The organism is Streptomyces tagetis, from assembly GCF_018069565.1.
In the GTDB taxonomy this organism is placed as follows: domain Bacteria; phylum Actinomycetota; class Actinomycetes; order Streptomycetales; family Streptomycetaceae; genus Streptomyces; species Streptomyces tagetis.
In genome coordinates this window covers 127,054-153,504 of record NZ_JAGPNL010000005.1, presented here as the reverse complement: position 1 = coordinate 153,504, position 26,451 = coordinate 127,054, and the positions used below count along the sequence as shown (strand labels likewise).

Sequence of the window (26,451 nt, the reverse complement as noted above, 5' to 3'; positions counted from 1 at the left end):
ACCGGCGCCCGGCGCGGGCCGGGTCACATCGGCAGGCGGCGGAAGACCGCGCGCGGCAGGTGCCGCACCGCCGACATCACCACCCGCAGCGTCCCCGGCACCCACACCGTCTCCGAGCGGCGGCGCAGGCCCAGTTCGATGGCGGCGGCCACCGCGCCCGGCGTCGTCGCCAGCGGGGCCTCCTCCCTCCCGGCCGTCATCCGCGACCGGACGAAACCGGGCCGCACCACCATCACGTGCACGCCGGTGCCGAGCAGCGCGTCGCCCAGCCCCTGGGCGAAGGCGTCCAGGCCCGCCTTGCTGGAGCCGTAGATGAAGTTGGCCCGGCGGGCCCGCTCCCCGGCGACCGAGGAGAGCACCACCAGCGAACCGTGCCCCTGGTCCTGGAGCGCGCGGGCGGCCACCAGCCCCGAGGAGACCGCGCCGGTGTAGTTGGTCTGCGCCACCCGCACCGCGTTCAGCGGCTCCCGCTCGTCGTGCGCCTGGTCGCCGAGGATGCCGAAGGCGAGCAGCACCAGATCGATGTCGCCCTCCGCGAACACCTTGCCGAGCGCCGCCTCGTGGGAGGCGGGGTCGAGGGCGTCGAAGGCGACGGTGCGCACCTCGGCGCCGAGCGCGCGCAGGTCCGCCGCGGCGGCCTCCAGGGCGGGGGAGGGGCGCCCGGCCAGCCAGACGACGCGGGTACGGCGGGCGATCAGGCGGCGCGCGGTGGCGAGCGCGATCTCGGACGTACCGCCGAGGACGAGAAGGGACTGGGGGAGGCCGAAGGCGTCCTTCACGACAGCTCCTGGGGTTCCTAGAGGGCGAGGCGCCGGGACAGGTCGGAGACGAACACCCCGCGCGGGTCCAGCTCCGCGCGCAGCGCGCGGAACTCGTCCAGGCGCGGGTACATGGCGGCCAGCAGCTCGGGGCGCAGCCGGGAGTCCTTGGCCAGGTAGACCCGGCCGCCCGCTTCCGCCACCTCCTCGTCCAGACCGTCCAGGAGCGGGCCGAGGCCGGGCAGGTTCGCCGGGATGTCCAGGGCGAGGGTCCAGCCGGGCACCGGGAAGGAGAGCCAGCCCGCGTCGCCCTCCCCGAACCGCTTGAGGACGGCGAGGAAGGACGGGCAGCGGTGCTCCGCGATCCGGCGCACGATCCGGCGCAGCGCCTCCTCCCGCCCGTGCCCGACGACGAACTGGTACTGCACGAAGCCGCCGCGGCCGTAGACCCGGTTCCAGTCGGGCACGCCGTCCAGCGGGTGGAAGAAGGCGGGGATCGGCCGCAGCCGGCCGGTCTCGGCGCGCGGCGCCTTGTGATACCAGACGGTGTTGAAGAGGCCCACCGTCGTGCGGGTCAGCAGCCCCTCCGGGAAGCGGGCGGGGGCGGCCGGCAGGCGCGCGGTGCGGAACTCCAGCGGGCGGGTGCGCCGGCGGGCGGGGAGCGCGTCCAGCGGCGCGTGGTCGCCCCGGGTGAGCACCGCCCGGCCGGTCGCCGCGCCGCGCGCCAGCAGGTCGATCCAGGCCACCGAGTAGCGGTGGCGGTGGTCGCCGGCGGTCAGCCGGGCGAGCAGGTCGTCCAGGTCGCGGGCGCGCTCGGTGTCCACCGACATCAGCGAGGTCTCCACCGGCTGGAGCCGCACCGTCGCGGTGAGGATCACCCCGGTCAGCCCCATGCCGCCCGCCGTCGCGTCGAAGAGCGGGGTGCCGGGGAGCACGGTGCGCACCTCGCCGTCGGCCGTGAGCAGCTCCAGCGCGAGCACGTGCCGGGCGAAGGAGCCCGAGACGTGGTGGTTCTTGCCGTGGATGTCCGCGCCGATCGCCCCGCCGACCGTCACGTACCGGGTGCCGGGGGTCACCGGCACGAACCAGCCGAGCGGCAGCAGCACCTCCATCAGCCGGTGCAGGGAGACCCCCGCGTCGCACAGCACCGTCCCGCCCGCGGCGTCCACCGCGTGGACGCGGTCCAGGCCCGTCATGTCCAGCACGGCCCCGCCCGCGTTCTGCGCCGCGTCCCCGTACGCCCGTCCCAGCCCCCGGGGGATGCCGCCGCGCGCCCCGCACGCCCGGACGGCGGCGGCGGCCTCCTCGTACGTCCGCGGGCGGACCAGACGGGCGGCCGTGGGCGCCGTACGGCCCCAGCCGGTGACGGAAACGGTGTCGGCAGACATGGCGGTGACCGTATCGCCCGAAGATGAGCGGTTAGTTATGAAACATTCCGACCATCCCCGAAACGGGTGATTAATGGTATGTCGCTCGACCGGGCAGGGACTTCCCGCGCCCTCGCCGTGAACAGTGAGTGGACATGGACGACGTCGACGACTTGGACCACCGGATCGTCACGGCCCTCAGGGCCCGCGCCGCCGACCCGCGGATCGCCGGTGCCGCGCGCGCCCTGTCCTGGGCGGGCGAGCACGGCGCCCTGTGGCTCGCGGCCGGACTCGCCGGAGCCGCCGCGGACGCGCCGCGCCGCCGGGCCTGGCTGCGCGGCACCGCGCTCACGGCCGGCGCGCACCTCGCCAGCATGGGCGTGAAGCGGGTGGTGCGCCGCCCGCGCCCCGCGCACGTGGACCCCCTGGTGCGCACCGCGGGCCGGCACTCCTTCCCGAGTTCCCACGCGACCTCCGCCGTCGCGGCGGCCGTCGCCTTCGGCGCGCTCGGCGCCCGCGCGGCCTGGCCGCTCGCCGCCGCCGTGTGCGTCTCCCGACTGGTCGCCGGCGTCCACTACCCCTCGGACGTGGCGGCGGGCGCCGCCCTCGGCGCCCTCACCGCCCGGCTCGGCGCCCGCTGGATGAGAGGAGCAACCGATGGCTGACACCGCAGTCCTCCCCCGCGCCCCGGAGCGGCCCGGACCGCCCGCACCGGCGCCGCCCGGCGGCATCGCCCGCGGGCTGCTGCGGACCGCCCGCCCCCGCCAGTGGGTGAAGAACGTCCTCGTCGTCGCGGCCCCGGCCGCCGCCGGACAGCTCTTCTCCCGCCACGTACTGACCCAGACCGCCCTGGTCTTCGCCCTCTTCACCGCCTGCTCGGCCGCCGTCTACCTGGTCAACGACGCCCTGGACGCCGAGGCCGACCGCGCCCACCCCGTCAAACGGCACCGGCCCGTCGCCGCCGGCCAGGTCCCCGTCGCCGTCGCCCACGCCGTCGGCGCCGCCCTCGGCATCCTCGCGCTCACCGTCGCGGCCTGGCTCTGCCCGCCCCCCGTCGTCCTGCTGCTGATCGCCTACCTCGCCCTGCAACTGGCGTACTGCGTCAGCCTCAAGCACGTCCTCGTCGTCGACCTCGTCGTCGTCACCACCGGCTTCCTGATGCGGGCGGTGATCGGCGGGCCGGCCCTCGGCATCCCGCTCTCGCGCTGGTTCCTCATCACCACCGGCTTCGGCGCGCTCTTCATGGTCGCCGCCAAGCGCTACTCCGAGGCCGTCCGGATGGCCGGGGCGCAGGGCGCCACCCGCGCGCTGCTCACCGAGTACACCACCGGCTACCTCCGCTTCGTCTGGCAGCTCGCGGCCGGGGTCGCCGTCCTCGGCTACTGCATGTGGGCGATGGAGGCCGGCGGCGTCCCGCACTCCGGCCTGCTGCCCTGGCGCCAGCTCTCCATGGTCGCCTTCATCCTCGCCGTGCTGCGCTACGCCGTCTTCGCCGACCGCGGCACCGCCGGCGAACCCGAGGACGTCGTCCTGCACGACCGGGCCCTCGCCCTGATCGGCGCCGTCTGGGTGGCCATGTACGGCCTGGCGGTGGCCAATTGGTGACGGCGCAGCTCGGCACCGCGGCGGCCCCGCGCCGCCGCGAACTCCTCGGCTTCGCCTCCGCCGGACTCCTCGCCTACGCCGTCGACCTCGGCCTCTTCACCCTGCTGCGCGGACCGGCGGGCCTCGGCCCGCTCACCGCCAAGGCGCTCTCCTTCGCCGCCGGCTGCACCGTGGCCTACGCGGGCAACGCCCTGGGCACCTACCGACACACCCGCCCCCGCGGCCTGCGCCCCTACGCCCTCTTCTGCGCCGTCAACCTGGCCGGCGCCGCCGTCCAGCTCCTCTGCCTGGCCGTCAGCCACTACGGCCTCGGCCTCACCTCCCAGCGCGCCGACACCGTCTCCGGCGCCGGTGTCGGCATGGCCCTGGCCACGGTCCTGCGTTTCTGGGGCACCCGCACGCTGGTGTTCCGCGCGGACGGGGGGAGCGGACGGGGGAGCGAATGAGGGAGCGAATGGGGGAGCGGATGGGGGAGCGCAGCCATGGACCGGGGGGAACGGGGGCAGACGGGGGTCATGGACTGGCTGAAAAAGCTCCCCGTGGTGGGGCCGTGGGCGGCGCGGCTGATGGTCTCGCACGGGTGGCGTTCCTACGAGCGGCTGGACCGGGTCAAGTGGTCGCGGCTCGCCGCCGCGATGACCTTCACCAGCTTCATCGCGCTCTTCCCCCTGCTCAGCCTGGCCGCCGCCATCGCCGCCGCCACCCTCAGCACCCGGCAGCAGGACCGGCTCCAGGACAAGATCGCCGAGCAGGTGCCGGGCATCTCCGACCAGCTCGACATCCACGGCCTGGTCGACAACGCCGGCACCGTCGGCCTGATCGCCGCCGCCCTGCTGCTCTTCACCGGCATCGGCTGGATCGACGCCACCCGGGGCTGCCTGCGCGCCGTGTGGGAGCTGCCCGACGAGGAGCAGAACCCGGTGGTGCGGCGGGGCAAGGACGCCGGCATCCTCATCGGCCTCGGCGGCGCCCTGCTGATCACCATCGGCATCTCGACCGTCGCCTCGGCCCTGGTCGGCCGGTTCATCCACGAGGTGGGCCTCGCCGAGGGCGGCCTCGGCAGCGTCCTGCTCTACGTGGCCGCCTTCGCCGCCGCCGTCCTCGCCGACTTCCTGGTCCTGCTCTACGCCCTGACCCTGCTGCCCGGCGTCCACCCCGAACGGCGCCGCCTGATCGTGGCGGCGCTGATCGGCGCGGTCGGCTTCGAACTGCTCAAGCTGCTGCTCAGCGGCTACATGCAGGGCGTCGCCGCGAAGAGCATGTACGGCGCCTTCGGCGTCCCCGTCGCCCTGCTGCTGTGGATCAACTTCACCTCGAAGCTGGTGCTCTTCTGCGCCGCCTGGACGGCCACCCCGCGCCGGGCCGGGCAGGTCACGGACGGGACCGGCGACGCACCAGGTCCGGCAGCGGCCAACGCCGGTTGACCAGGAAGGCGCCGCCCGCCAGCACCACCAGGGACCCGGCCGCCACGGCCGCCGCGGTACCGGCGCCGCCCCCGCCGCCGGGCGCCGGGGCACCGGCCGCCGCCTGCGTGCCGACCCCCTTGCCCGCCGGGGCGGACGCGCCCGAGGACGGCCCCGCGCTCGCCGTGACGCTGCGCGGCGGCACCAGCTCACCGACCGGCCGCGCCTTCCCCAGCGCCTCGAAACCCCAGTCCAGGAGCCGCGCGGACTCCTTGTAGACCTCGTTGTGCTCGTCCTTCTCCGGGTTCATGACCGTGACCAGCAACACCCGGCCGTCCCGCTCCGCGACCCCGGTGAAGGTCGCGCCCGCGTTGGTGGTGTTGCCGTTCTTGACGCCCGCGATGCCCGGGTAGACCTGCACGTCCCGGTCCCCGGCGAGCAGCCGGTTGGTGTTCTGGATCTCGAAGGAGCCCCGCTTGGCCTTGCCCTTCTTGTCCTTCTTCGTCTCGCCCGGGAAATCGGCGCGCACCGTGGAGGCGTACTCGCGGAAGTCCTTCTTCTGGAGCCCCGAGCGGGCGATCAGCGTCAGGTCGTAGGCGGAGGAGACCTGCTCGGGCGCGTCGTAGCCGTCCGGGGTGACCACGAAGGTGTCGAGGGCCTGGAGCTCCTCGGCGTGCGCGTTCATCTCCCGCACCGTGTTCTCGACGCCGTGGTTCATCGCCGACAGCACGTGCACCGCGTCGTTCCCGGAGCGCAGGAAGACCCCGAGCCACAGGTCGTGGACGGTGTACGTCTCCTCCTCCTTGATCCCGACCAGGCTGGAGCCGGCGCCGACGTCGGCCAGGTCGGAGGGGGCGACCGTGTGCTTCTCCGTCTTCGGCCAGCGCGGCAGCAGCGTGTCCGCGAACAGCATCTTCAGGGTGCTCGCCGGGGCCAGCCGCCAGTGCGCGTTGTGCGCCGCCAGCACCTCGCCGGACTCGGCGTCCGCGACGATCCAGGACCGGGCGGTGAGGTCCTTCGGCAGCACCGGCGCCCCGCCGGCCAGGTCGACCTGGGTCCCGGGCTCGCCCAGCCGGGCCCCGCCCACGGTCGACATCCCGGCCGGCGGCGTGACCGACGGACTCGCCGACGGACTGGTGGCGGGGCTCCCCGACGGGCTCGTGGCCGGGCTCGGGGCGGCGTACGCGGCCGGGACGGCCAGGGCGAGCGGGCAGAGGGCGACGAGGAGCGCGGAGGCGGCCGTCACGGCGCGTCCGGCGATCTTGTGGGGTGCGGGCACGACCGAGAAGGTACTCGCCGCCCCCGGAGCCCTCCCGGGCGCCTCCCCACCCCGGGCACGGGACCGGGCGCGGGGCGGTGATACTGGACGCATGAAGCTCAGCCGCCCCGTCTCCTGGTTCCTGCTCGCCTTCGGGGTGTGGAGCTGGGTCATTTGGGTTACTTTCGTTAAGAATTTGATCAAGGACGGCAGCGGGCTCGCGTTCGACGACGGTGAGCCCACGGCGTACTTCTGGGTGCACCTGCTGCTCGCGGTCGTCTCCTTCGTATTGGGGACGGTCGTCGGGGCCATCGGGTTGCGCGGGGTCCGGGCACTGCGCCGAACGTCATAGCGCGGCGCGCGCGGCGCGCGTTCCGCATGTCCTGCTTGTCCTGACGGAGGGGTTTTCGACGGCATGGTGCTCGTCTTCGTGCTGGTCGCCTTGGCGGTCCTGAGCGTGCTCGTGACGGCCAACTGGTACCTGTGGCGCCGCCTGTTCCGCGACACGACCCGGGGGCCGGGCTGGGTGCGCCGAGCCGGGGCGGTACTGATCGTGGGCGGCTGGGCCCTCGCCGTCGGCGCCTTCGTCTCCAGCCGCAGCGGCGTCCCCTTCCGGGTCCAGCAGATTCTGGCCTGGCCCGGCTTCCTGTGGCTGGCCCTCTGCCTCTACCTGGTCCTCGCCCTCGTCGCCACGGAGGCGGTACGCCCCTTCCTCCGCCGCTTCCTGGAACGCCGGGCCGCGGCGCGGGAACCGGCGCCGGTCCCCGTGGCGGCCGGCGGTGCCGCCGCGACGCCGGAGGCGGGCCCGGAGACCGCTCCCCGGACGTCTCCCGCTGTGGACGGTGACCCGGGGGCGGGGGAGACCGGCGACGAGGTGGCCGGAAACCTCACCCCGCCCTCCCGGCGGCTCTTCGTCTCCCGGGTGCTCGCGGGCGGAGCCGTCGCCGCCGCCGTGGGCACCGTGGGCCAGGGCACCTACGGGGTGCTGCGCGGGCCCCGGGTGAAGCGGATCACCGTGCCGCTGGCCAAGCTGCCCCGCGCGGCGCACGGCTACCGCATCGCCGTGGTCAGCGACATCCACCTCGGCCCGATCCTCGGCCGGAGCTTCGCGCAGACGGTCGTCGACACCATCAACTCCACGCAGCCCGACCTCATCGCCGTCGTCGGCGACCTCGTCGACGGCAGCGTGAAGGACCTCGGCCCGGCGGCGGCCCCGCTGGCCGGACTCCGGGCCCGGCACGGCGCGTACTTCGTCACCGGCAACCACGAGTACTTCTCCGGCGCCGAACAGTGGGTCGAGGAGGTGCGCCGCCTGGGCCTGCTCCCGCTGGAGAACGCCCGCACCGAGCTGCCCCACTTCGACCTCGCGGGCGTCAACGACCTGGCCGGCGAGAACCAGGGCCAGGGCCCCGACTACGCCCGCGCCCTCGGCGACCGCGACCGGGACCGCGCCTGCGTGCTCCTCGCCCACCAGCCGGTGATGATCCACGACGCCGTCGACCACGGCGTCGACCTCCAGCTCTCCGGCCACACCCACGGCGGCCAGCTCTGGCCCGGCAACCTCCTCGCCGCCGCCGCCAACCCGACCGTCGCGGGCCTGGAGCGCTACGGCGACACCCAGCTCTACGTCAGCCGCGGCGCCGGCGCCTGGGGGCCGCCCACCCGCGTGGGCGCCCCGTCCGACATCACGCTGATCGAGCTGGCCTCCCGCCGGACCTGAGCCCTTGGGGGAGGGGCCGCTCAGGGGGCAGGGCGCGCGTCTGGTGCGTCTGGTGCGTCTGGTGCGTCCGGCGAGGCCGGTGTGGCCGCTGCGGCCGGTGTCCGCCCGGCCGGGTCCGGGAGCGCGCGGGTCAACCCGGGCAGGAAGTCCGTGAACAGCTCGTGCACCTCCCGCACCAGCGGACGCAGCGCCCGGAACCGGGCCAGCGAGACCCCCCGGGCCGCGAGCCGGGCGCCGCGCTCGGCCAGCCGGTAACTGCGCTCACGCCCCTCGCTGCGGTCGAAGACCCAGTACAGGACGAGTCCCATCTGCGCGAGCCACATCAGCTCCGGGAGCACGTCCCGCAGTTCCGCCGGCACCTTGGTCTTCGTCCCGGCCAGCACCGACCGCTGCACGCCGATGGCCTCCAGCCGCGCCGGTTCGGACTCGGGGGAGAAGGGGCTGAGCGGGCTCTCCGGGTCGGCCGCGTTCTTGAAGAACTGCACCGCGAACTCGTGGTACGGCGTGGCGATGTCCAGCCAGACCTTCAGCACGCCCGCGAGCCGGGCGCCCAGCTCCTTCTCCCGCTCCAGGACGTCCCGGATCGCCACCCGGTGCTCGGCGGCGATGCGGTCGTAGAAGCCCTGGATCAGGTGCTCCTTGCCGGCGAAGTAGTAGTACGCGTTGCCGACGGAGACACCGGCCTCCTGGGCGATGGCCCGCATCGTCGTCCGGTCGTAGCCGCGCTCCCGGAAGAGCCGCATGGCCGTCTCCAGGATCAGCGCGCGGGTCTGCTCGGACTTGCTGAGGGACGGTCCGCCGCCGGGAAGGTCGTTCGTCGCAGGCACACCCCCGAGCCTAGGCGGTCACCCGGCGACGGTACGCCCCAGCTCCGGACGCCGGCTGTAGTCGGTGAGCCCAACCACGTTGCCCCAGGGGTCGGCGAACTCGACCGTCCATCCGGTGGCCACGGAGAACGGCTCGTCGAGCGGCGCCACCCCCGCCGCGCGCAGCGCCCCGGCCGCCGCACGGGCGTCCGGCACCTCCAGCCACACCCGGGCGGTGGGCCAGGGCGGCGGCCGGCGGCCGAACCCCTCCTCGGCGCGCAGCAGCAGTCCCGGCGTCTCGGCACCGGCCCGCAGCAGGGCGATCCCGGCCTCGTCGAGCCGGAAGGCCACCGGGAAGCCCGCGCGTTCGTAGAAGCCGACGGCCTCGCCGAGGTCCCCGACGGGCAGCAGCACGTTGTCGAAACCGAGCACTTCGTACGGCCCTTGAGCTGACATGGCAGCAGATTAGGGACGGGCGGCGGCCGGTGACCCCCTCCGCCGGCCCCGCGGGGGACGCGCTCACCCGTTGGGCCGGAAGCCGGCGGGCGGACCGACTTCTCATTCCATCCGCCTGTCCTGCAAGATGACCGACAGCCTTCCGCCATCCCCAGGAGTGACACCACTGTGAGCGAGCAGCCGCAGCAGCCGTCCCAGCCGCCAGGCTACGGATACCCGCAGCAACCCCCCGGCGCGGCCGGCCCCTACGGCTACCCCCCGGCCGGCCCGCCGCAGGGCGGCCCCCAGCAGCCGGGCTACCAGACGCCCCCCGGCGGCTACCCGCAGCCCCCCGGCGGCCACCAGATGCCCGGCTACCCGCCGCCGCCCGTCTACTACCCCCCGGACCCCAGCGCCCCGTACGGATACGACCCCTACGGCCGCCCGTACTCCGACAAGTCGAAGATCGTCGCCGGTATCCTCCAGCTCTTCCTCGGCTCCTTCGGCATCGGCCGCTTCTACGTCGGCTCGGTCGGCATCGGCCTCGCCCAGCTCTTCACCTGCGGCGGCCTCGGCTTCTGGTCGCTGATCGACGGCATCATGTACCTGGTCGACAACGACCGCACCGACTCCTACGGGCGAGTCCTGCGTGGCTGACACGGCCGGCCGCGTACCGCCGAGGGGAGGGCGCCGACGGTGGCACCCCGCCGCGGCCCCCCTCGCGGTACTCGCGGCCGGCCTCGCGGGCGCCGCGTACCTGTGGGACACCGACCCGCACGAGCCGGGCCACCTGCTGCCGCAGTGCCCGTTCCGGCTGGTCACCGGGCTGCTCTGCCCGGCCTGCGGCGGCACCCGCATGGTCTACGACCTGATGCACGGTCACTACGCCGCCGCCTGGCTGGACAACCGCGCCCTGCTGCTAGCCGCGCCCTTCGCGCTGGCGCTGTGGGGCCGCTGGACCGTGGAGGGGCTGCGCGGCCGGTCCTGGCGCCCGAGCCTCGCGCCCCGGACCCAAGTGGCCGTCCTGGGCGGTGCGGTGGCCTGGACCGTGCTCCGCAATCTGGTCTGAACACCCCCGTAACCTCCACGGCATGATCACGGAATGGGCACATTCGTTCGGCAGCCCTCCCCTTGGTCGCTCCCGCCTCTTTAAGCTCCCCTTACGCGCACAGGGGGGACGGCCGCGGGCGAGACGCCACGGCCGCCGCGCAGGTCGGTATCCGGCCGGACGGTGTCCTTCCTGGGCCCGGACCGGGGCGATCCCACCCCCGGTCAGGCACATCCTCCCCAGGAGCACCAGCATGACCGTCCCCACCAACCCCGCCGCTCCCTTCGGGCACGACCCCCAGGGCCGCCCGTACTCCGACAAGTCGAAGATCGTCGCCGGTATCCTCCAGCTCTTCCTGGGCACCCTCGGCATCGGACGCTTCTACGTCGGCTCCGTCGGCGTCGGCATCGCCCAGCTCCTGACCTGCGGCGGTCTCGGCCTGTGGGCGCTGATCGACGGCATCATGTTCCTGGTCAGCAACGACCGCACCGACAGCCAGGGCCGCGTGCTGCGCGGCTGACACGGCGCACGGCACAGACGGACACGGCCGAGGGCCCCGATCACCAGGATCGGGGCCCTCGGCCGTGCTGCGGGACGCCGGAGCGTCAGAAGCGGCGCGTGATGAGCGCCCGCTTCACCTCCGCGATCGCCTTGGTGACCTCGATACCGCGCGGGCAGGCGTCCGTGCAGTTGAAGGTCGTACGGCAACGCCACACGCCGTCACGGTCGTTGAGGATCTCCAGCCGCTGCTCACCGGCCTCGTCGCGCGAGTCGAAGATGAAGCGGTGGGCGTTGACGATGGCCGCCGGGCCGAAGTACTGCCCGTCGTTCCAGAAGACCGGGCACGAGGAGGTGCAGGCCGCGCAGAGGATGCACTTCGTCGTGTCGTCGAAGCGCTCCCGGTCCTCGGCCGACTGGAGCCGCTCACGGGTCGGCTCGTTGGTCTCCTTCGTGATGAGGAAGGGCATCACGTCCCGGTACGCCTGGAAGAACGGCTCCATGTCCACGACCAGGTCCTTGAGGACCGTCATGCCCTTGATGGGCTCGACCGTGATGGGCTTCTCCGGGCTGATGTCCTTGATCAGGGTCTTGCAGGCCAGCCGGTTCTTGCCGTTGATCCGCATGGCGTCGGAACCGCAGATGCCGTGCGCACAGGAACGCCGGAAGGTCAGCGTGCCGTCGAGATCCCACTTGATCTTGTGGAGGGCGTCGAGGACGCGCTCCTTCGGATCGATCTCGAACTGGAAGTCTTCCCAGGTCGCCTGGTCCGAGACCTCCGGGTTGAAACGCCGGAGCCGGAAGGTGACGGTGATGTAGGGGGAGTCGGCGAAGCCGGGCTCGGGGGCCGGGCCCGCCTTGTCCAGAACAGGGGTAGCCATCAGTACTTACGCTCCATCGGCTGGTAGCGGGTCTGGACGACCGGCTTGTAGTCGAGACGCACGGACTCGGCGCCGTCGTCGCCCACCTCGCGGTACGCCATGGTGTGGCGCATGAAGTTGACGTCGTCGCGGTTGGGGTAGTCCTCGCGGTAGTGACCGCCGCGCGACTCCTTGCGGGCGAGGGCGGAGACCGCCATGACCTCGGCCAGGTCCAGCAGGTTGCCCAGCTCGACGGCCTCCAGCAGGTCGGTGTTGAAGCGCCGGCCCTTGTCCTGGATGGCCACGTTCTTGTACCGGGCGCGCAGTTCGGCGATCTTCTCGACCGCCGTCTTGATCGTCTGCTCGGTGCGGAACACCATGACGTTGGCGTCCATGGTCTCCTGGAGCTCCCGGCGCAGCGTCGCCACCCGCTCGGTGCCCGTGGACTCGCGCAGCCGCTCGATCTGCTCGACGACCAGCGACTCCGGGTCCTCCGGCAGCGGCACGAACTCGGCCGTGTGGGCGTACTCGGCCGCGGCGATGCCGGCCCGGCGGCCGAACACGTTGATGTCCAGCAGCGAGTTGGTGCCCAGGCGGTTGGCGCCGTGCACCGAGACGCAGGCGACCTCGCCGGCGGCGTACAGGCCCGGCACGACGGTGGTGTTGTCGGCCAGCACCTCGCCCTCGACGTTGGTCGGGATGCCGCCCATGGCGTAGTGCGCGGTCGGCTGGATCGGGATCGGGTCCGTGTACGGCTCGATGCCCAGGTAGGTCCGCGCGAACTCGGTGATGTCGGGCAGCTTGGCGTCGAGCTGCTCCGGCGGCAGGTGGGTGAGGTCGAGGTAGACGTGGTCGCCCTCGGGACCGCAGCCGCGGCCCTCGCGGATCTCCGTGTAGATGGAGCGGGAGACGACGTCGCGGGAGGCGAGGTCCTTCATGACGGGCGCGTACTTCTCCATGAAGCGCTCGCCGTCCTTGTTGCGCAGGATGCCGCCCTCACCGCGGGCGCCCTCCGTGAGCAGGATGCCCATGCGCCAGATGCCCGTCGGGTGGAACTGGAAGAACTCCATGTCCTCCAGCGGCAGCCCGCGCCGGTACACGGCCGCCTGGCCGTCGCCGGTGAGGGTGTGCGCGTTCGACGTCACCTTGAAGAACTTGCCGCAGCCGCCCGAGGCGTAGATCACGGACTTCGCCTGGAAGACGTGGATCTCGCCGGTCGCCAGTTCGTAGGCGACCACGCCGGCGGACTTCTTGACGCCGTCGACCTCGGTGATGAGCTGGTCCAGGACGTAGAACTCGTTGAAGAACTCCACGCCCTCCTTGACGCAGTTCTGGTACAGCGTCTGGAGGATCATGTGGCCGGTGCGGTCGGCCGCGTAGCAGGAGCGGCGGACCGGGGCCTCGCCGTGGTTGCGGGAGTGACCGCCGAAGCGGCGCTGGTCGATCGTCCCGTCGGGCGTCCGGTTGAACGGCAGGCCCATCTTCTCCAGGTCGAGGACGGAGTCGATGGCCTCCTTCGCCAGGATCTCGGCGGCGTCCTGGTCGACCAGGTAGTCGCCGCCCTTGATCGTGTCGAAGGTGTGCCACTCCCAGTTGTCCTCCTCCACGTTGGCCAGCGCGGCGGCCATGCCGCCCTGCGCGGCGCCCGTGTGGGAGCGGGTGGGGTAGAGCTTCGTCAGGACGGCCGTGCGGCTGCGCTTGGTCGCCTCGATGGCGGCCCGCATACCGGCGCCACCGGCGCCGACGATGACGGTGTCGTACTTGTGGATCTTCATGATTCTCGCAGCCCCGTGCCTAGCGGATGTTCGGGTCGAAGGTGAAGATCACCAGCGAGCCCAGCAGGATGGTGAACACCGTGGCGGTGTAGAGCAGGCCCTTGAGCCACAGCCGGGTGTTCGCGCGCTCCGCGTAGTCGTTGACGACCGTGCGCAGGCCGTTGCAGCCGTGCAGCATCGCGAGCCAGAGCATCAGCAGGTCCCAGACCTGCCAGAACGGCGAGGCCCAGCGGCCCGCCACGAAGGCGAAGCCGATCTTGGAGACGCCGCCGTCCAGGACGAGCTGGATCAGCAGGTGCCCGATGACCAGGACGACCAGCACCACGCCGGACAGGCGCATGAAGAGCCACCCGTACAGCTCGAAGTTGCCGCGGGTGGCCTTGGGGGTCTTCGGGGTCCGCTTGCGAGGGGGTTCGATCAGCGGGGCCGGGTTGTCGACGGTGTAGACGGACGCGCCCTCGACAGGGCCGATCCCGGAGGTGGTCGATTCGGTGGTGGACATGCGCGTCAGCTCCCGAACAGTTCACGAGCGGCGTGGCCGAGGACGGGGTAGATCGCCCCGATCATCAGCACGACCCACAGGGCGACGACGGACCAGAGCATCTGCTTCTGATAGCGGGCGCCCTTGGCCCAGAAGTCGACGGCGATGACGCGCAGGCCGTTGAGCGCGTGGAAGAGGATGGCGGCGACGAGGCCGTACTCCAGCAGCGCGACGATCGGCGACTTGTACGTGGCCACGACGGTGTCGTAGGCCTCGGGTGACACTCGGACGAGCGCGGTGTCCAGCACGTGGACGAACAGGAAGAAGAAAATGAGGACACCGGTGACTCGGTGAGCCACCCACGACCACATTCCTTCCCGGCCGCGGTACAGCGTTCCAGCCGGCACGGAAATTTCCTCCGGGAGCGGTGATTGGGGCCGCGCCGGCTTTCCTTGTCGGTCGGGCCCGGCCGGGTACGGTCCACCGGCCCCCAGCATCGTAGCCACGGATGTCCGCCGTGCTCACGGGGGGCCTGTCTCTGTGATCAAAGTTGCACTCAAAGGAGCACGGACGGGTGACCGGCCGGGCGGATTGGGCTATGTGCCCGATGTGCGCTGCTCGGGGGCGGTGGCTCCGGCCAGGACGCCGACCAGTCGGCCGCGGGCCAGACGGCGCAGTTCGTCCGCCGTCACCAGGCGTTCTTCCTCCGGATCGTTGGCCAATCGTGACCGGATTCCTTCGAGTATGCGGTCCGGTGCCTCGGTGGGACCGAGTCCGTCCAGGCAGATGGTGAACGTGTGTCCGAATCTGCTCTCGTAGGCGGCGACCGCGGCTCCGAGGGCGGTGTGCGCGGCGCCGTGCGTCCCGGCGGGCAGCCGCGGCGGCGACTCGCCGGACAGGGCCTCGGTCAGATCGCCCGGCGTCAGGTCGTACGCGGCCTCGTCCGCCGCCGCCAGCAGGGACGGCGGGTCGGGGTAGGGGCGGTGCGCGGCCAGGCGGCGGGCCCAGCGCCCGCTGTTCAGGCAGCTCAGCAGGGTGCGAACGGCCTCGTCGGCGGGGGCGGTGTTGAAGTGCTCCAGCGGCGGAGGGGTCCTCGGCGCCGTCGGCGCGGCGGGGGTGGGTGCCGGTGCCGGGAGGGCGACTCGGCCGGGGACATCTGGGAGACGGTGCACAGGCAGCGTGGTCCTCGTGGGCGTCACGTGTGTGTCGACGGGGGATTCTGTGAGAGGTGTGGCGTCACGTTACCGAGAGAGGCCCATCGGCACCCGACACCTGCCCGAATTTCACCCGAACGGTAGAGTTTCGGAACCTCTGGTGGACGCAAGTCCCGTGCGGCGGCCGTAGGTTGGCGCTGTGAGTCGACAAGGACGACGCCGGAAACCGGCGAACAAGGTCAGGCAGCGGGTGGTCATAGCCGCCGCGGCGGTCGCCGCGCTCGGCGTGGGCGTCGGCCTGTGGGCGACCGCCGACGGCGGACCGGGAGGTTCCGCGACCTCCGACGTCTCCGCCGACCAGCCCAGCCCCACGGGCTCCTTCCCGCTCTCCCAGGCGCCGCGGACGATACCCGCGGTACGGGAGCACACCCCCGCCCGCGGCCCCGGCTGGCGCCCCGAGAGCGGCCACCGGGTCACCGTCGCCTCCCCGGACCTCGCCGACGAGGGCCGCCTCGTCGCCGACGAGCTGGGCCTCACGTACGCGGGGGAGAAGGACGACTCCCGCGCCGGCGACGTGCGGCTGGAGATCAAGGCGGCCAAGGGCGCCGGCCCCGAGTCGTACACCATGACCGTGCGCGACGGCCGCGTCACCGTCACCGGCCCCGCCGAGGCCGGCGTCTTCTACGGCACCCGCACCCTCAAGCAGACGGTCGCCGACGGGGCCACCGCGCCCGAGGGCGTCGTCAAGGACGAGCCGGCCAAGCCGCGCCGCGGGTTCATGCTCGACATCGCCCGCAAGCACTTCTCCGCCGACTGGATCAAGGACCGGGTCCGCGAGCTGGGCGACCTCAAGTTCAACGAGCTGGGGCTGCACTTCTCCGACGACCAGGCGTTCCGCATCGAGTCCTCCTCGCATCCCGAGGTCGTCTCCAAGGACCACCTGACCAAGGCCGAGATGAAGCAGATCGTCGACCTCGCCGCCTCCCGCCACATCACCGTGGTCCCCGAGATCGACTCGCCCGGCCACCTCGGCGCCGTGATCGCCGCCCACCCCGACCTCCAGCTCCGCAACGCGCAGGGTGTCCCCACCAGGGGCGCGATCGACATCTCCAACCCGAAGGCCGCCGAGATCGTCGACGACCTGCTGGACGAGTACGCCGACCTCTTCCCCGGCTCCCAGTGGCACCTGGGCGCCGACGAGTACCAGGCGCTCACCGTCCGCGACCCCCAGGCGTCCTACCCGCAGCTCGCCGCCGCCGCCCGCAAGGCGTACGGCCCCGACGGCATCGTCGCCGACCTGACCACCGCCTGGCTCAACGGCCGCGCCGCCGTGGTCATGGCCCACGACCGCACCCCGCGCGCCTGGAACGACGGCTTCTTCCGCGTCACGTCGGTGAAACCGGCCCCCGAGATCCAGGTCGCCTACTGGACCGGCAAGGAGATCGGCGCCCGCCAGCCCGACGAGTACCTGAGCGCGGGCCGCAAGGTCCTCAACTACAACGACGAGTTCCTCTACTACGTGCTCGGCGAGCCGCAGACCTTCGTCTACCCGACCGGCGAGCGCATCTACGAGCAGTGGACCCCGCGTGTCCTGCGCGGCACCGAGGCCGTCCCGGCCCGCTACGACGACCAGATCCTCGGCGGCAGCTTCGCCGTCTGGTGCGACATCTCCGGCGCGCAGACCGAGGCCCAGGTCGCCGACGGCATCCGCCTGCCGCTCGCGGCGACCGTCCAGAAGCTCTGGGACCCCGGGAAGCCGGAACTGTCCTGGGCGGACTTCAAGACGCTGGCGGGGCGGGTGACGTGAGGCGGGGGGAGCGGTTCGTGAGGCGTGACGGGTGATGCCTGACGCGTGAGAGGGGTGGGTGAGGGCGGGGGGTGCGGCCTCACCCGCCGAGGGGGGCGGGGCCGGGCTGAGGGCGAGCTGGTCGGGGGTGGTCGGGGTGGCTGGGGTGGTCGGGGTGGCCGGGGTGGCCGGGGGTGGCCGGGGTGGCTGGGGCAGCCGGGGGTGGCTGGGGATTGTCCGATACGGCTGCGGGGTGTGGCGCGGCTGTGGTGGTGTGGGCGGGGGGAACCGACACGCCGGGGGGAGCCGGGACATGGGGTACTGGGGGTATTACGTCGTGGGCCGCGCCGGGCGCCCGCTCACGGAGCTGGAGGCGCTGGCGGGGGCCGACGAGGCGACCTTGCACGTCTCCACGCCGGACGGCTGGCAGGTGTGGCGGTTCCCCGGCGGTGACGGCGACGTCGGCAGCATGAACGACCTGGCCGCCCAGACCGGCGCCCCCGCCCTCTTCGGCTACGTCCTGGACAGCGCCTGCGTGGTCGTGGAGGCCGCGGCGCCCGGGAGCGGGGCGTGGACGACCTGCCTGGTGCGCTCCGCCATGGCCCGCTACCTCGGCGCCGAGCGGGAGGGGCTGACCCTGGAGGACTACTTCCTCGAACCCGCCGACGCCGCCGCGCGGGCCGTCGACTGGGCGGCGGAGGCGGGGTACGAGGCGAGCGCGGGGGAACTGGAGGAGGTCCTGTCGGCGGAGCCTGGGGGGTCGGGGTCGGGGTCGGGGGCGGAGCGGGGCCGGGGGGCCGGCGGGGGCGACGGTGTGGCCGCTGACGGGGGCGTCGACGGGGGCGCTGGCGGGGGCGTGTCGGCGGTGGGGTCGGGGGAGGAGCCTCCCGGGCGTGTCGCGGGGCCGGGGAGCGGTCCTGGGGGCGGGCGCGAGGGCGGGCCGGGGGCCGGGTCCGAAGCCGAGCCCGAGTCCGCGCCGGGGGGCGAGCGGGAGACCGGGCCGGGGGGCGAGCCCGCGTCGGGGACTGAGCCCGCGCCGGGGACCGAGCCCGCGTCGGGGGCCGGGCCCGAGGCCAGCCCTGGAGCCCGGCCCGAGTCCGCGCCGGAGGCCGAGCCCGCTCCCGGGCCCGTGGCCGAAAACCTCCTCTTCCGTTTCCTCGACCGCCTCGGAGTCGTCCCGCTGTGACGTTCCCGGCCCGCCGCACGCAGTAAGGGGAAAGTGCGGGTCCCGAGCCCGTACGCGGGCGGTGCGGGACGAACGGGAGGCGTTCGATGAGCCTGGTGGAACTGATCGCGCAGGCCGACACACGCGGCCTCGCCGCGAGCGGGCTGGCTTGTTTGGATCGCTGCCTGCCGCTGCTCGACGGTGACGACGAGGTGCTGCGCCCCCTGTGGGCCGCCCTCGCCGCCGGGGACGGCGAAGCGGACGCCCGGGACTGGGCCGACGCCCTGGAGCAGGTACGGGGCAAGCTCGCCGGGCCCGACGCGGCCGACGAGGACGAGGCCGTCCTCCTCGCCCGCCGGATGCTGGACACCGCCCCGGCCGGCCGCACCGCCGCCGAGGCACGGGCGTGGGCCGACGCCTGCTCCGTCGCCTCGCTGCGCATCCACCGCCTGCTCGACCCCCTCGCGGACGACGCCCTGGACACCGAGGCGGAACGGGAGGGTGACCTGGCGGACGTGCCCCCGCTCGTCGCCGCCGAACTGCGCCGCCAGACCGCCGTCCTGGAACTCGTCACCGCCCACGGCCCGGCCGGCCTCCGCGGCGCCCTGGACGTCTCCACCGAGGGCCGCCGCATCCTCCGGGCAGTGGTCTCCCGCCGAGCCCGCAACAGGGTCGGGACAGAATGAGGGGTGGACTATGACCTGACGCGCCTCGGCCCCCGCGAGTTCGAGCACCTGACCCAAGCGCTCGCCGTCAAGATCCTCGGTACCGGAGTGAGTGTCTTCGGGGACGGGCGGGATGGTGGCCGCGAGGCGGCCTTCAGCGGTCGGATGAGATTCCCCGAGCCCGACCCCGGTGGCCCCTGGAACGGCTACGGCGTGCTTCAGGCGAAGTTCAGGACCCGCCCGCTCGGCACGTCGGCGGACACCGGATGGTTCCTCAGGGAAGTCGATCGGGAGTTGGCGGCGTGGGGAAATCCGAACTCGTCACGGGCGAGGCACGGCCGGCTTCCCGACTACATGATTCTGGCGACCAATGTGGTGCTGTCGTCCGTCACCGGGTCCGGTGGGATCGATCGCGTCGAGACGGAGATCAAGAAACTCGTCGCCAAGCACCGTCTTCCGCTGAAGGGCTGGAAGATCTGGCACTTCGAGCAGATCCGCACCTTTCTGGATCTCCACCCCGAGATCCGTCAGACCTACGACGCCATGGTCACCCCGGCGGACGTCCTCGCCCGGTTGCGCCGGAGCATCGACACCCGGTCCATCCCCCGGGCCTCTGTGCGGTTCACCCCCGGCCCAGGAGGCGGCAGCCTCGTGACCGATGACGTCTCCGGGAACATGACGGACCGTCTCGGCCTGCATCACAGCATTCATTCGACCCCCATGGGCGTATCCCTCGTCGGGGGACGGCCCGACTGGCTCGTCAAGCCGCAGAATGTCAGGTCGGACCCCACTCGCCTGCGCATCGAGAAACTGGCGGAAGCCCGCTGGCTTCGGGAGCTGCGGACCTCGGACGAGTGTGCCCGGGAAGTCGGGAGCCGAGTCAGGGAGCAGCTCGCCGGATTCACGCACATCCTCGTGCTGCGAGTCGCAGAGGCTCCGCCCACCCTTGCGTATCAGCTCTGCGAGGTGCCCAGGGATCTCCTGGTCGAGCGCATAGCGGCAGCCAACGCGCGGACGTTCAGGCAAGTCAACACAGGATTTGTCGGCGACTTCAGCCACCGCAACGGCGATTGGCTCTTCAGGCTGAACCTGGACAAGCCGACCGAGAAGATCAGGGTCGGATACGCACTGGAGCACGCGATCGATCACGGTACGTGGACCGTCACGCTGCCGTCGCCACGCACTCTCCCAGATGCTTAGAACTCGGGGCAGCTTCCCCCGGAAGCCGACCTCGATCTCTTCGACGACCGAGGCCCGCACCTTGCGGGGGTCGACCCGACGGGTTGGCCGCACGCTGCCCGATCCGGGACGGGCGGCGTACTCGCGTAACGAGACCCAGTACCTGCTGAGCGAGGCCCCGAGGACCACGCCCTGATCCCTGGTGGGCTGCCCGGCCCGGTAGGCGCCACGGAGGTCGCCGGCCAAGCCCGCTCGTACGAAGAGCGAGGGCGACGTCATCGCACTGGCCGCCGGCGAGCGCCCACAGGCCCCCGGCCGACCGCCGGGACGCTCTCCTCTTGGAGGATCTGTCCACCTCTACGGCGGCTGACGCCAAACGCGGCCGGTCCTCGAACCGGGCCCGCAAGACGGTTTCCCCGACGGTGAGGCCGAGGCAACGGCCGGGGCCGCCACCCCCCACAGGAGAGGCCCCGGCCGTCGCGCGGTACGGGCCGCGCGGCGGCCCGTACTTCCTACAGCGCCGCACCCCCGTTTTCTGTCACACCGCTGCGTCACGGGTTAGTTGCAGCTTGTATGGCAATCGCATGACGGCGTGGACGTGCGACGGTTTCAAGACGTAACGTGCCATTCGCGCCGAAGAGCGGGGGCACGCCCCCGCGCACACCTGCGGTGGACCACCGCAACCATTCATCGAGGAACCACGACGAGGGCCGGGTCCGCGAGGGCGGCGTCGGTCCGGGTGCAAGGAGAGGCGCGCGCGGTGCAGGGGGACGACGCGGAGTTGACCGCCGCGGTGCGTGCGGCACAGGACGGGGACGAGACCGCGTTCCGGACGGTGTACCGCACGGTGCACCCACGACTGCTCGGGTACACCAGGACCCTGGTCGGCGACCCCGACGCCGAGGACGTCACCTCGGAGGCGTGGCTCCAGATCGCCCGCGACCTCGACCGGTTCCACGGCGACGCCGACCGGTTCCGAGGCTGGGCCGCCCGCATAGCCCGCAACCGGGCCCTGGACCACCTCCGCATGCGCGGACGCCGGCCGGTGACGGGCGGCGACGAGACGGAACTCGTGGACCGGGCCGCCGAGTCCGACACGGCGGGCGAGGCCATGGAGGCCCTGTCCACCGGCCGCGCCCTCGCCCTCATCGCCCGGCTGCCGCAGGACCAGGCCGAGGCGGTGGTACTGCGGGTCGTCGTGGGCCTCGACGCCAAGAGCGCCGCCGAGACGCTGGGCAAACGGCCCGGCGCCGTCCGCACCGCCGCCCACCGGGGTCTCAAACGCCTCGCCGAACTGCTCGGCGACGACCCGGAGTCGGCCGCCGGGATCGACGCGCTCCCGCTCCCGCGAGAACCGCAGGGGGCCACTGTGACGTCCGCGACTGTGACGCATCCACGGGCGCGGACGCAGAAGGACATGTGATGGCCGACGAGCAGGACAAGTGGCTGGACCGCGAAACCGCGGACGTCGTGCTGCGCGGAGAGCCGCTGGAGAAGGCCGGCCCGGAGACGCGAGCCCGCGCCCGACGCCTTCTCGACACCCTGAACGCCCTCACCACGACGGCCCCCGAACTCCCCGGCGAATCCGCAGCCCTGGCCGCCTTCCGCGCCGCCCGCGCGACGTCGGGAACGTCGGGAACATCAGAATCATCGGGAGTGTCGGGAACGCGGAGTGCCGACACGCCGGGCGCGGGGGCCGGAGCCGGGGTGCGTGCCGGCGTCGGTGCTGAGGCCGGTGCCGGTGCCGTGTCGGCGGTTCGCCGGGCCGACGCGCCGACCGACACGCCCGGCGGCGCTTTTCCCCTCCGTGGTGCCGACACGGCTGCCGCGGCGGGTGGTGTGTCGGCGGTCGGCGGGCGTGACACGCCGAGTGGGCGTCGTACGGACTCGCCCCGCGGCGTGTCCGCTCTCCGTGGTGCCGACACGACCTCCGCCCCCGATGGCGTGTCGGCGGTTGGCAGGCGTGACACGCCGAACGGCCCGCGTACGGACTCGCCCGGCGGCGTGTCCGCTCTCCGTGGTGCCGACACGACCTCCGCCCCTGATGGTGTGTCGGCGGTCGGCGGGCGTGACACGCCGAACGGCCCGCGTACGGACTCGCCCGGCGGCGTGTCCGCCCTCCCTGGTGCCGACACGACCTCCGCCCCCGGTGCCGTGTCGGCAGTCGGCAGGCACGACACGCCGGGCCCGACCTACGGCGACACGCCGAGCGGCCACCGCACCTACCCGACCGCCGACACGACCCACGCCGCCCGCCGCGTGTCGGCACACAGCCGACACGCCGAGGCGGCCATCGCCGTGTCCGGAGGCAACACGCGCGTCGGCGTGGTGGACGACACGCCCCGGACGGCGCCCGGCCTCCGCCGGGAAGGGACGACGCCCGCCGGGCGTGTCGGGACCGGGGCCGTCGGGTGTTCCGACGCGCCGAGCACGGCGGGCGGCGGGGACGCCGGGCTGGTGCGACTGGGCACGCGGGCCGAAAGGCCCCGGCGTTCGCGGTGGGGCCGGTCGGTGCGGTTCGGGCTGGCCGCCGCGCTGAGCGCGGGCATGGTGGGCGGCGTCGCGGCGGGCACCGGCCTGCTGCCCACGCCGTTCGGCGGCCCCCTGCCCGACCCCGCGGCGACCGTCTCGGCCGGCGCGACGGCCGAACGCCCGCTCGTCTCACCGTCCCCCTCCGGCACGGGCCCGGACGGGTCGGCCACGCCCGGCGGCGCCACGCCCGGCCCGGACGGCACCGGTACGGGCGAGAACGGCGTCACCACCGACGAACCCGGCACCCGCACCGGCACCGGCGCGACCGGCGACCCGGGCCATGAGGCCGACCTCGTCCAAGCCTGCCGGGAGATCCGCGCGGGCAAGGGACTCGACGAGGCCCGGGAACGCGCCCTGGAGCAGGCGGCCGGCGGCGCCTCCCGCGTGGGCAGGTACTGCGCGAACGTCCTCGCCGGAACCGGACCCGGAGCGGGCAACGGCACCCGCGACCGCGGCGAGGGCCGGGGCACCGGCTACGGCTGGGGCCAGACCCGCTCGTACCCGAAGGGCCGGGACGACGACGGCCACGGCGACGACGACCGACAGGACACCGGGAACCGCGACGGCACCGGGAACCGGAACGACGACGACTCGGGCGACCAGGGCGAGGAGCAGAAGGAGACGGACGAGGAGGGGGAGGGCAGCCGCCGGCCCCTCGCCTCCCGCCTGGGGCCCCCGGACACCCCGCCCGCCCTCGCCCCGCCGCGCCCCCTGCTCAAGACGCCCGCCCTCCCGGCGGAACCCCGCTACCAGGACCTCTTCCGGAGCGGGATCACCGCGCACGTGGAGGCCGTTCCCGGCGGGGGTGTGACACTTTTCGCGGACGCGGCGCAGTAGGGAGTGAGCCGACTGGTCATCGGCTTCCGCACCGAGCCGGGGTTCCCCCCGTACCTGCGGCTCGTGCGCCTCGGCGCGGGCGGGACACGTTCCCCCGGTCCCGCCCGCGCCCCTTCAGGAGAATCGTTCCCGCCGAGGTGCCTCCGGCCGACGTGGGACCCGTCGCACGCAGCGCCCCGGCAGGGGCGGGTCACTGGTGGACAACGACCTTGTCACCCGTACGGACCTCGTCGTAGAGGCGGGCGATGGCCGCCTCGTCCCGGACGTTGACGCAGCCGTGGGAGGCGCCCGCGTAACCGCGCGCGGCGAAGTCCTGGGAGTAGTGCACCGCCTGGCCGCCGCTGAAGAACATCGCGTACGGCATCGGCGTGTCGTAGAGGGTCGACCAGTGGTCGCGGGACTTCCAGTAGACCTCGAAGACGCCCTCCCGGGTCGGTGTGCGGTCGGAGCCGAAGCGGACCGGCAGGGTCGTCAGCGTCTTCCCGTCGATCATCCAGCGCAGGGTGCGGCTCGACTTGCTGATGCACAGCACCCGGCCGGTCAGGCAGCGCGGGTCGGGCGGGGCGGCGGGCTGACCGCCCATCGGATACAGGTCCCACTGGCCCGGCGCGCGGGTCATGGCGCGCAGCCGTTGCCAGGTGTCCTCGTCGGTGCGGCCGGTCGCCGGCAGGCCGCGTTTGGCCTGGAAGCCGCGCACGCCGCTCTCGGTGAGGGGACCGTAGGTGCCGGTCGGCACGGAGTCGAGCCAGCCGATCTGGCGCAGCCGGGCCTGGAGTTCACGCACCTGTGGGCCGGTGTCGCCGCGCGACCACAGCACCTTCGGCTCGGGCCGGGCGGGCGGCACGGCCGGAGCCGCGGGAGTCGCCGGCGTCTTCCGGGACGGCGTCACAGGTGCCACAGGCGTCACAGGCACCACCGGCGCCCCAGCAGACGGTGTGGAGGGCGCCACCGGCGTGGCCGACACGCCCGACCTCCTCCCCGCCCCGTCATCCGTCCCGCTCCCCGGCGACGACGCCCCGCCCGTGCCCTCGACGCGCACCGGCCCACCGGTACCCGCCCCGGTGGCGTCCGTGCCCTCCACCCGGCAGCCGGCCACCACCGTCGTCGCGGCCACCGCCAGGGCCAGCGCGGCCACCCGCCGACGGCGCCCCACCGTCACCGGGGCCCTTCCCGCGCGTGTGTCCCTCCCCATACCCATCTCCTCGCCCCTCCCGGGCATCGTTCTCGTACGCATCACGGCCCCCCGCCGTTTCGGAGTGTCGTACGGACGTCCTCAAGGATGGCCCCCGAGGAGTTTCCCCTGTGTCGTTCCCGCGGATGACGCCCGGCGAACGGCACGGCATCGTTGTGACCGGGACCGCAGGGTGGTTGTGAGCAAGGTCCCAGCGTGCGGCCCTGCCAGGGGGCGCGCACGCGCCGATACAGTCCGGTCGTGGCTCGGTCCGTACCGACGAGTAACTGACAGAGTGGTCCGAGCGAACGCTCAGCGGGAGGCATCACACCATGGCGCGCGAGTCGGAGTCCGGCCTGCCCATCGAACCGGTCTACGGGCCCGACGCCCAGGCGGACTGGGACCCGGCCGAGAAGCTGGGCGAGCCGGGGAAGTACCCCTTCACCCGGGGCGTGTACCCGACGATGTACACCGGCCGTCCCTGGACGATGCGCCAGTACGCCGGTTTCGGCACCGCCACGGAGTCGAACGCGCGCTACCAGCAGCTCATCGCCAACGGCACCATGGGCCTGTCGGTCGCCTTCGACCTGCCCACCCAGATGGGCCACGACTCCGACGCGCCGATCGCCTCGGGCGAGGTCGGCAAGGTCGGCGTGGCGATCGACTCCATCGACGACATGCGGGTGCTGTTCGGCGGCATCCCGCTGGACCAGGTCTCCACGTCGATGACGATCAACGCCCCCGCGGCCCTGCTGCTCCTCCTCTACCAACTGGTCGCCGAGGAACAGGGCGTCTCCGCCGACCGGCTCACCGGCACGATCCAGAACGACGTGCTGAAGGAGTACATCGCGCGCGGGACGTACATCTTCCCGCCCAAGCCGTCCCTGCGGCTGATCGCGGACATCTTCAAGTACTGCAAGGCCGAGATCCCGAAGTGGAACACCATCTCGATCTCCGGCTACCACATGGCCGAGGCGGGCGCCTCTCCCGCGCAGGAGATCGCCTTCACCCTCGCCGACGGCATCGAGTACGTGCGCACGGCGGTCGCGGCCGGCATGGACGTGGACGACTTCGCGCCCCGGCTGTCGTTCTTCTTCGTCGCGCGGACCACGATCCTGGAGGAGGTCGCCAAGTTCCGGGCGGCCCGCCGGATCTGGGCCCGGGTGATGAGGGAGGAGTTCGGCGCCCGGAACCCCAAGTCGCTGATGCTGCGCTTCCACACCCAGACCGCAGGCGTGCAGCTCACCGCGCAGCAGCCCGAGGTCAACCTCGTCCGCGTCGCCGTGCAGGGCCTCGCCGCGGTCCTCGGCGGCACCCAGTCGCTGCACACCAACTCCTTCGACGAGGCCATCGCGCTGCCCACCGACAAGTCCGCGCGCCTCGCCCTGCGCACACAGCAGGTCCTCGCCTACGAGACGGACGTCACCGCGACCGTCGACCCCTTCGCCGGTTCCTACGTCATAGAGAAGATGACCGACGACGTCGAGGCGGCGGCGCTGGAGCTGATGCGGAAGGTCGAGGACCTCGGCGGCGCCGTCAACGCCATCGAACACGGCTTCCAGAAGAGCGAGATCGAGCGCAGCGCCTACCGCATCGCCCAGGAGACCGATTCCGGCGAGCGGGTCGTCGTCGGCGTCAACCGCTACCAGCTCGACGAGGAGGAGCCCTACGAGCCGCTCCGCGTCGACCCGGCGATCGAGGCCCAGCAGGCCGAACGGCTGGCCCGGCTGCGCGCGGAGCGCGACGGAGCGGCCGTGGAGAGCGCGCTCGCGGCGCTGAAGAAGGCCGCCGAGGGCGAGGACAACGTCCTCTATCCGATGAAGGACGCGCTCCGCGCGCGGGCGACCGTCGGCGAGGTCTGCAACGCGCTGCGTGACGTCTGGGGGACCTACGTCCCCTCCGACGCTTTCTGACCGACCTGCCGGACCGGAGTGTCGTACCCGCGTGC

26 protein-coding genes and 1 pseudogene are annotated in these 26,451 nt (G+C 73.0%); 16 read left to right on the top strand and 11 right to left on the bottom strand.

Translation table 11 applies throughout. The features are described from left to right. Window positions 1–23: 23 nt before the first annotated feature. Both dprE2 and dprE1 read right to left on the bottom strand, forming a co-directional pair. Window positions 24–779: a decaprenylphospho-beta-D-erythro-pentofuranosid-2-ulose 2-reductase gene (gene dprE2 / locus J5Y05_RS18995; protein ID WP_210874085.1), complete on the bottom strand. Its 756-nt coding sequence runs from the start codon at window positions 777–779 to the stop codon at window positions 24–26. 17 nt (window positions 780–796) lie between these two features. Continuing rightward, complete coding sequence (gene dprE1 / locus J5Y05_RS18990; RefSeq protein ID WP_210874083.1) at window positions 797–2,146, bottom strand: decaprenylphosphoryl-beta-D-ribose oxidase; 1,350 nt, start codon at window positions 2,144–2,146, stop codon at window positions 797–799. A 134-nt stretch (window positions 2,147–2,280) separates the two neighbouring features. On the opposite strand from dprE1, the gene J5Y05_RS18985 reads away from it, so the two are divergent. From J5Y05_RS18985 to J5Y05_RS18970, 4 genes are all read left to right on the top strand, one after another. Continuing rightward, window positions 2,281–2,790, top strand: a complete 510-nt coding sequence (locus J5Y05_RS18985; RefSeq protein WP_210874081.1) for a phosphatase PAP2 family protein — start codon at window positions 2,281–2,283, stop codon at window positions 2,788–2,790. Then, the gene (locus J5Y05_RS18980; RefSeq protein ID WP_210874079.1) at window positions 2,783–3,730 is read left to right on the top strand and encodes a decaprenyl-phosphate phosphoribosyltransferase; all 948 of its coding nucleotides are present in this window, start codon (window positions 2,783–2,785) and stop codon (window positions 3,728–3,730) included. Before J5Y05_RS18985 ends, J5Y05_RS18980 begins: the two co-directional genes overlap by 8 nt. After that, entirely contained in the window at window positions 3,727–4,176 is a 450-nt protein-coding gene (locus tag J5Y05_RS18975; RefSeq protein WP_307853980.1) for a GtrA family protein, read from the top strand. The genes J5Y05_RS18980 and J5Y05_RS18975 overlap by 4 nt, the downstream gene beginning before the upstream one ends. A gap of 69 nt (window positions 4,177–4,245) precedes the next feature. Beyond that, entirely contained in the window at window positions 4,246–5,154 is a 909-nt protein-coding gene (locus J5Y05_RS18970) for a YihY/virulence factor BrkB family protein (protein WP_210874077.1), read from the top strand. Here the strand turns inward: J5Y05_RS18970 and J5Y05_RS18965 are convergent. Next, entirely contained in the window at window positions 5,102–6,412 is a 1,311-nt protein-coding gene (locus J5Y05_RS18965) for a D-alanyl-D-alanine carboxypeptidase family protein (protein WP_372450503.1), read from the bottom strand. The two genes, J5Y05_RS18970 and J5Y05_RS18965, sit on opposite strands and share 53 nt — an antisense overlap. Window positions 6,413–6,503: 91 nt before the next feature. On the opposite strand from J5Y05_RS18965, the gene J5Y05_RS31935 reads away from it, so the two are divergent. Then, entirely contained in the window at window positions 6,504–6,743 is a 240-nt protein-coding gene (locus J5Y05_RS31935; RefSeq protein WP_247614946.1) for an SCO4848 family membrane protein, read from the top strand. Window positions 6,744–6,806: 63 nt separating this feature from the next. After that, on the top strand, window positions 6,807–8,111 hold the full coding sequence (locus tag J5Y05_RS18960; protein WP_210874073.1) for a metallophosphoesterase: 1,305 nt from the start codon (window positions 6,807–6,809) through the stop codon (window positions 8,109–8,111). Window positions 8,112–8,131: 20 nt separating this feature from the next. On the opposite strand, the gene J5Y05_RS18955 is transcribed toward J5Y05_RS18960, so the two are convergent. Continuing rightward, window positions 8,132–8,938, bottom strand: a complete 807-nt coding sequence (locus tag J5Y05_RS18955) for a TetR/AcrR family transcriptional regulator (RefSeq protein WP_210874072.1) — start codon at window positions 8,936–8,938, stop codon at window positions 8,132–8,134. Window positions 8,939–8,956: 18 nt separating this feature from the next. After that, window positions 8,957–9,373: a VOC family protein gene (locus tag J5Y05_RS18950; RefSeq protein WP_210874070.1), complete on the bottom strand. Its 417-nt coding sequence runs from the start codon at window positions 9,371–9,373 to the stop codon at window positions 8,957–8,959. Between the two features lie 168 nt (window positions 9,374–9,541). Between J5Y05_RS18950 and J5Y05_RS18945 the strand changes: the two genes are divergently transcribed. From J5Y05_RS18945 to J5Y05_RS18935, 3 genes are all read left to right on the top strand, one after another. Next, the gene (locus tag J5Y05_RS18945) at window positions 9,542–10,009 is read left to right on the top strand and encodes a TM2 domain-containing protein (RefSeq protein WP_210874068.1); all 468 of its coding nucleotides are present in this window, start codon (window positions 9,542–9,544) and stop codon (window positions 10,007–10,009) included. Then, the gene (locus tag J5Y05_RS18940; protein WP_210874065.1) at window positions 10,002–10,421 is read left to right on the top strand and encodes a DUF2752 domain-containing protein; all 420 of its coding nucleotides are present in this window, start codon (window positions 10,002–10,004) and stop codon (window positions 10,419–10,421) included. Before J5Y05_RS18945 ends, J5Y05_RS18940 begins: the two co-directional genes overlap by 8 nt. 232 nt (window positions 10,422–10,653) lie before the next feature. Beyond that, a complete protein-coding gene (locus J5Y05_RS18935; RefSeq protein ID WP_210874063.1) occupies window positions 10,654–10,920 on the top strand; it encodes a TM2 domain-containing protein in 267 nt (88 codons plus the stop codon). 85 nt (window positions 10,921–11,005) lie between these two features. Here the strand turns inward: J5Y05_RS18935 and J5Y05_RS18930 are convergent, their stop codons facing one another. From J5Y05_RS18930 to J5Y05_RS18910, 5 genes are all read right to left on the bottom strand, one after another. After that, window positions 11,006–11,779 (bottom strand): succinate dehydrogenase iron-sulfur subunit, encoded by a 774-nt coding sequence (locus tag J5Y05_RS18930; protein ID WP_210874061.1) that lies wholly within the window; start codon window positions 11,777–11,779, stop codon window positions 11,006–11,008. Next, complete coding sequence (gene sdhA / locus J5Y05_RS18925; RefSeq protein ID WP_210874059.1) at window positions 11,779–13,533, bottom strand: succinate dehydrogenase flavoprotein subunit; 1,755 nt, start codon at window positions 13,531–13,533, stop codon at window positions 11,779–11,781. Before sdhA ends, J5Y05_RS18930 begins: the two co-directional genes overlap by 1 nt. Before the next feature lie 19 nt (window positions 13,534–13,552). Continuing rightward, window positions 13,553–14,035, bottom strand: coding sequence for a succinate dehydrogenase hydrophobic membrane anchor subunit (locus J5Y05_RS18920; protein ID WP_210874057.1), 483 nt, complete (start codon window positions 14,033–14,035; stop codon window positions 13,553–13,555). A gap of 5 nt (window positions 14,036–14,040) precedes the next feature. After that, window positions 14,041–14,421 (bottom strand): succinate dehydrogenase, cytochrome b556 subunit, encoded by a 381-nt coding sequence (gene sdhC / locus J5Y05_RS18915; protein ID WP_078856165.1) that lies wholly within the window; start codon window positions 14,419–14,421, stop codon window positions 14,041–14,043. A gap of 189 nt (window positions 14,422–14,610) precedes the next feature. Beyond that, window positions 14,611–15,186, bottom strand: coding sequence for a 2-oxo-4-hydroxy-4-carboxy-5-ureidoimidazoline decarboxylase (locus tag J5Y05_RS18910; RefSeq protein ID WP_307853979.1), 576 nt, complete (start codon window positions 15,184–15,186; stop codon window positions 14,611–14,613). A 232-nt stretch (window positions 15,187–15,418) separates the two neighbouring features. Between J5Y05_RS18910 and J5Y05_RS18905 the strand changes: the two genes are divergently transcribed. The 6 genes and pseudogenes from J5Y05_RS18905 to J5Y05_RS18880 all read left to right on the top strand — a co-directional run bounded on the left by J5Y05_RS18905 (window position 15,419) and on the right by J5Y05_RS18880 (window position 23,332). Beyond that, window positions 15,419–16,975 (top strand): beta-N-acetylhexosaminidase, encoded by a 1,557-nt coding sequence (locus tag J5Y05_RS18905; RefSeq protein ID WP_307854014.1) that lies wholly within the window; start codon window positions 15,419–15,421, stop codon window positions 16,973–16,975. A 292-nt stretch (window positions 16,976–17,267) separates the two neighbouring features. Continuing rightward, window positions 17,268–17,708 (top strand): annotated as a pseudogene (locus J5Y05_RS18900) (hypothetical protein); the annotation flags it as partial. 518 nt (window positions 17,709–18,226) lie between these two features. Then, window positions 18,227–18,805, top strand: coding sequence for a hypothetical protein (locus J5Y05_RS18895; protein ID WP_210874052.1), 579 nt, complete (start codon window positions 18,227–18,229; stop codon window positions 18,803–18,805). 3 nt (window positions 18,806–18,808) lie between these two features. Beyond that, window positions 18,809–19,984, top strand: a complete 1,176-nt coding sequence (locus J5Y05_RS18890) for a hypothetical protein (protein ID WP_210874050.1) — start codon at window positions 18,809–18,811, stop codon at window positions 19,982–19,984. Between the two features lie 739 nt (window positions 19,985–20,723). Next, on the top strand, window positions 20,724–21,386 hold the full coding sequence (locus J5Y05_RS18885; protein ID WP_210874048.1) for an RNA polymerase sigma factor: 663 nt from the start codon (window positions 20,724–20,726) through the stop codon (window positions 21,384–21,386). A gap of 686 nt (window positions 21,387–22,072) precedes the next feature. Beyond that, entirely contained in the window at window positions 22,073–23,332 is a 1,260-nt protein-coding gene (locus J5Y05_RS18880; protein WP_210874046.1) for a hypothetical protein, read from the top strand. A 190-nt stretch (window positions 23,333–23,522) separates the two neighbouring features. Here J5Y05_RS18880 and J5Y05_RS18875 read toward each other — a convergent pair whose 3' ends face one another. Next, a complete protein-coding gene (locus tag J5Y05_RS18875; protein WP_210874044.1) occupies window positions 23,523–24,524 on the bottom strand; it encodes a L,D-transpeptidase family protein in 1,002 nt (333 codons plus the stop codon). A gap of 311 nt (window positions 24,525–24,835) precedes the next feature. On the opposite strand from J5Y05_RS18875, the gene J5Y05_RS18870 reads away from it, so the two are divergent. Further along, window positions 24,836–26,416, top strand: coding sequence for an acyl-CoA mutase large subunit family protein (locus J5Y05_RS18870; protein ID WP_210874042.1), 1,581 nt, complete (start codon window positions 24,836–24,838; stop codon window positions 26,414–26,416). Window positions 26,417–26,451: the final 35 nt, after the last annotated feature.

Coding starts and splice junctions, on each gene's coding strand:
- dprE1 (WP_210874083.1), bottom strand. CDS start 2,146: ATGTCTGCCGACACCGTTTCCGTCACCGGCTGGGGCCGTACGGCGCCC.
- J5Y05_RS18985 (WP_210874081.1), top strand. CDS start 2,281: ATGGACGACGTCGACGACTTGGACCACCGGATCGTCACGGCCCTCAGG.
- J5Y05_RS18980 (WP_210874079.1), top strand. CDS start 2,783: ATGGCTGACACCGCAGTCCTCCCCCGCGCCCCGGAGCGGCCCGGACCG.
- J5Y05_RS18970 (WP_210874077.1), top strand. CDS start 4,246: ATGGACTGGCTGAAAAAGCTCCCCGTGGTGGGGCCGTGGGCGGCGCGG.
- J5Y05_RS31935 (WP_247614946.1), top strand. CDS start 6,504: ATGAAGCTCAGCCGCCCCGTCTCCTGGTTCCTGCTCGCCTTCGGGGTG.
- J5Y05_RS18960 (WP_210874073.1), top strand. CDS start 6,807: ATGGTGCTCGTCTTCGTGCTGGTCGCCTTGGCGGTCCTGAGCGTGCTC.
- J5Y05_RS18950 (WP_210874070.1), bottom strand. CDS start 9,373: ATGTCAGCTCAAGGGCCGTACGAAGTGCTCGGTTTCGACAACGTGCTG.
- J5Y05_RS18935 (WP_210874063.1), top strand. CDS start 10,654: ATGACCGTCCCCACCAACCCCGCCGCTCCCTTCGGGCACGACCCCCAG.
- J5Y05_RS18930 (WP_210874061.1), bottom strand. CDS start 11,779: ATGGCTACCCCTGTTCTGGACAAGGCGGGCCCGGCCCCCGAGCCCGGC.
- sdhA (WP_210874059.1), bottom strand. CDS start 13,533: ATGAAGATCCACAAGTACGACACCGTCATCGTCGGCGCCGGTGGCGCC.
- J5Y05_RS18920 (WP_210874057.1), bottom strand. CDS start 14,035: ATGTCCACCACCGAATCGACCACCTCCGGGATCGGCCCTGTCGAGGGC.
- J5Y05_RS18895 (WP_210874052.1), top strand. CDS start 18,227: ATGAGCCTGGTGGAACTGATCGCGCAGGCCGACACACGCGGCCTCGCC.
- J5Y05_RS18875 (WP_210874044.1), bottom strand. CDS start 24,524: ATGGGGAGGGACACACGCGCGGGAAGGGCCCCGGTGACGGTGGGGCGC.
- J5Y05_RS18870 (WP_210874042.1), top strand. CDS start 24,836: ATGGCGCGCGAGTCGGAGTCCGGCCTGCCCATCGAACCGGTCTACGGG.